The organism is Paractinoplanes ferrugineus (assembly GCF_016862195.1).
In the GTDB taxonomy this organism is placed as follows: domain Bacteria; phylum Actinomycetota; class Actinomycetes; order Mycobacteriales; family Micromonosporaceae; genus Actinoplanes; species Actinoplanes ferrugineus.
Genome location: NZ_BOMM01000110.1, coordinates 1 through 2595, shown reverse-complemented (window position 1 = coordinate 2595; position 2595 = coordinate 1). Strand labels below are relative to the sequence as shown.

Below are 2595 nucleotides of genomic sequence, written 5' to 3'. Positions count from 1 at the left end.
ACGAGAGTGTTCGTGGCGGCCGCCGCAGCCGCGGGATTGAGGGCCGATCCGGCGTACACCAATCCGGCCGCCACCGCCGCCACCGATGCGATCGCCGTGGTCCGGCGGAATCGTCGCCGGGCCGGTGTCGAGTCTGTTTGTTTCATGCCGCTTTTCCTCTTCCTCAGAACCGCTGTGTTACGGCCGGCGGTGCTCCGGCCGACGCTCCGGAAATGCGAGACCGACAGGGCGCCCGGCCGTCCCCGAGGTTGATCAGGAGCGGAAAACGGCGTGGGTGGCTGACAAGAGGTCGGTCTCAGCCAGGGGCGGCAACCCGGAAAACGTTTTCCCGAATGTAATCAGCTCGACCCCCACCGTCAAGCGACACCGATCGATGGCAAATGGGCGCGTGCGGTTGCTGAAAAAGTGTTACGGCGGCCCGCAAAGGGTTCGAGGAAGTCACTGTCTTGAATGTATGGGAGCGCTCCCGTAACATCCGGATCACATTGTTAACGTTAACGCCCGCCGCTGGTCTCGGGCGCGGTCAGCTCCGCCGCACTGGGAGACGTGATGAGAATCAGAGCCTTGCTCGCCGCCACCGTCCTGGCTGGTACCGCGGGCGTGATCGCCGCGACCACGAGCCCCGCCCAGGCGGCCGCCGGCTGCCGGGTCGACTACACCGTCAGCAGCTCGTGGCCGGGTGGATTCGGCGCCTCGGTCGCCGTCACCAACCTCGGCGACTCGCTCACCGGCTGGCGATTGTCCTGGACGTTCACCGCCGGTCAGACCGTCACCCAGCTGTGGAACGGTTCGGTGAGCCAGTCCGGCGGGCAGGTCACGGTGACCAACGCGAGCTACAACGCCACCATCCCGGCCGGCGGAAGTGCCGCGTTCGGCTTCAACGGCGCCACGACCGGCAGCAACCCGGCCCCGGCCGCCTTCACGCTCAACGGCGTGGCCTGCACCGGCGCGCCGGCGACACCGACTCCGACCGGGTCGTCGGCCACCCCGACCCCCACCGGTTCGTCGGCCACCCCGACCCCGACCGCGTCGTCGGCCACGCCGACCCCCACCCCGTCGACCAGTGCGCCGGCCGGCCTTCCCTGTGACCTCTACGCGGCCGGCGGGACGCCCTGCGTGGCCGCGCACAGCACGACCCGCGCGCTGTCGGCCGGCTATGCCGGTGCGCTCTACCAGGTGCGCCGCTCGTCGGACAACACCACCCGCGACATCGGGGTGGTGAGCCGGGGCGGCGCGGCGAACGCGGCCACCCAGGACTCGTTCTGCGCCGGGACGTCCTGCGTCATCACGGTGATCTACGACCAGTCCGGGCGCGGCAACAACCTCGGCTACCAGGGTCCCGGCGGCATCGGCGGCGCCGACACCGCGGCCGGCGCCACCCGCGAGTCGGTGGCGGTCGGTGGCAACAAGGTCTATTCGCTCTACATCAACCCCGGCAACAGCTACTGGCGGAACGGCTCGGCCACCGGCATCCCGACGGGTAGTGCGCCCGAGGGGATCTACATGGTCACGAGCGGCACGCACGTCAACGGCGGGTGCTGCTTCGACTACGGCAACAGCGAGACCACCCGACGGGCCGACGGTGCCGGCGCGATGGACGCCATCTACTTCGGCACCAGCTGCTGGTTCGGCGGCTGCTCCGGCTCCGGGCCGTGGATCCAGGCCGACCTCGAGTACGGCCTGTACCCCGGCGGCAGCTCCTCCTGGAACCCCAACCAGCGGGCCTTCACCAGCAAGTTCGTGACCGCGATGCTGAAGAACAACGGGACCTCGCGGTTCGCCCTCAAGGGCAGCAACGCCCAGTCCGGCTCGCTCACCACGCTCTGGGACGGGGCCCTGCCACGCGGCTACAGCCCGATGCGCAAGCAGGGCGCGATCATCCTCGGCAGCGGCGGCGACTGCTGCATCGACAACACCAACCAGAGCATCGGCACCTTCTACGAGGGAGCCATGGTCGCCGGCTACCCGAGTGACGCGACCGAGAGCGCCGTGCAGGCCAACATCGTTGCCGCCGGCTACCGCTGACCACGCGACCGAACCGCCGTCCCCCTCACAGGAGTGATTCATGCACAGATCCAGATCAGTAAACGCCGGCCTGGTGTCGGGCGGCTTCGCCCTGCTGGCGTCGGCAGCGGTCATGGTGGCGATGCCCGCCGACGCGGCCACCGCCGGATGCTCGGTCGACTACACCGTGTCGTCGCAATGGCAGGGCGGCTTCGGCGCGAACGTGTCGATCACCAACCTCGGTGACCCGGTCTCCAGCTGGACGCTCACCTGGTCCTACGGTGCCGGTCAGACGGTGACCCAGGCGTGGAACGCGACGGTCACGCAGAGCGGCGCGGCGGTGTCCGCCAAGAACGCCGGTTACAACGGGTCGATCGCCACCGGCGGCACGGCTTCGTTCGGCTTCAACGGGTCGTGGACCGGCAGCAACCCCGTACCGAGCGGCTTCGCCCTCAACGGCGTCAACTGCACCGGGTCGACCGGGCCCAGCACACCGCCCACCACCCAGCCGACCACACCGCCCACCACCCAGCCGACCTCGCCGTCCACCTCGCCGTCCACCTCGCCGTCGGCCCCGAGCGGCAACTGCAG

Annotated in this window: 2 protein-coding genes; both read left to right on the top strand. The window is 69.6% G+C overall.

What is annotated here, in order from left to right:
• Nucleotides 1–549: 549 nt before the first annotated feature.
• Entirely contained in the window at nt 550–2025 is a 1476-nt protein-coding gene (locus tag Afe05nite_RS43425; RefSeq protein WP_203823210.1) for an arabinofuranosidase catalytic domain-containing protein, read from the top strand.
• A gap of 40 nt (nt 2026–2065) precedes the next feature.
• Nucleotides 2066–2595, top strand: a 530-nt coding sequence (locus Afe05nite_RS43420) for a cellulose-binding domain-containing protein (protein ID WP_203823209.1), incomplete at its 3' end; no start/stop codon positions are given.

Excerpts from the sequence above, each read along its gene's own strand:
- Afe05nite_RS43425 (WP_203823210.1), top strand. The coding sequence starts at position 550 with ATGAGAATCAGAGCCTTGCTCGCCGCCACCGTCCTGGCTGGTACCGCG.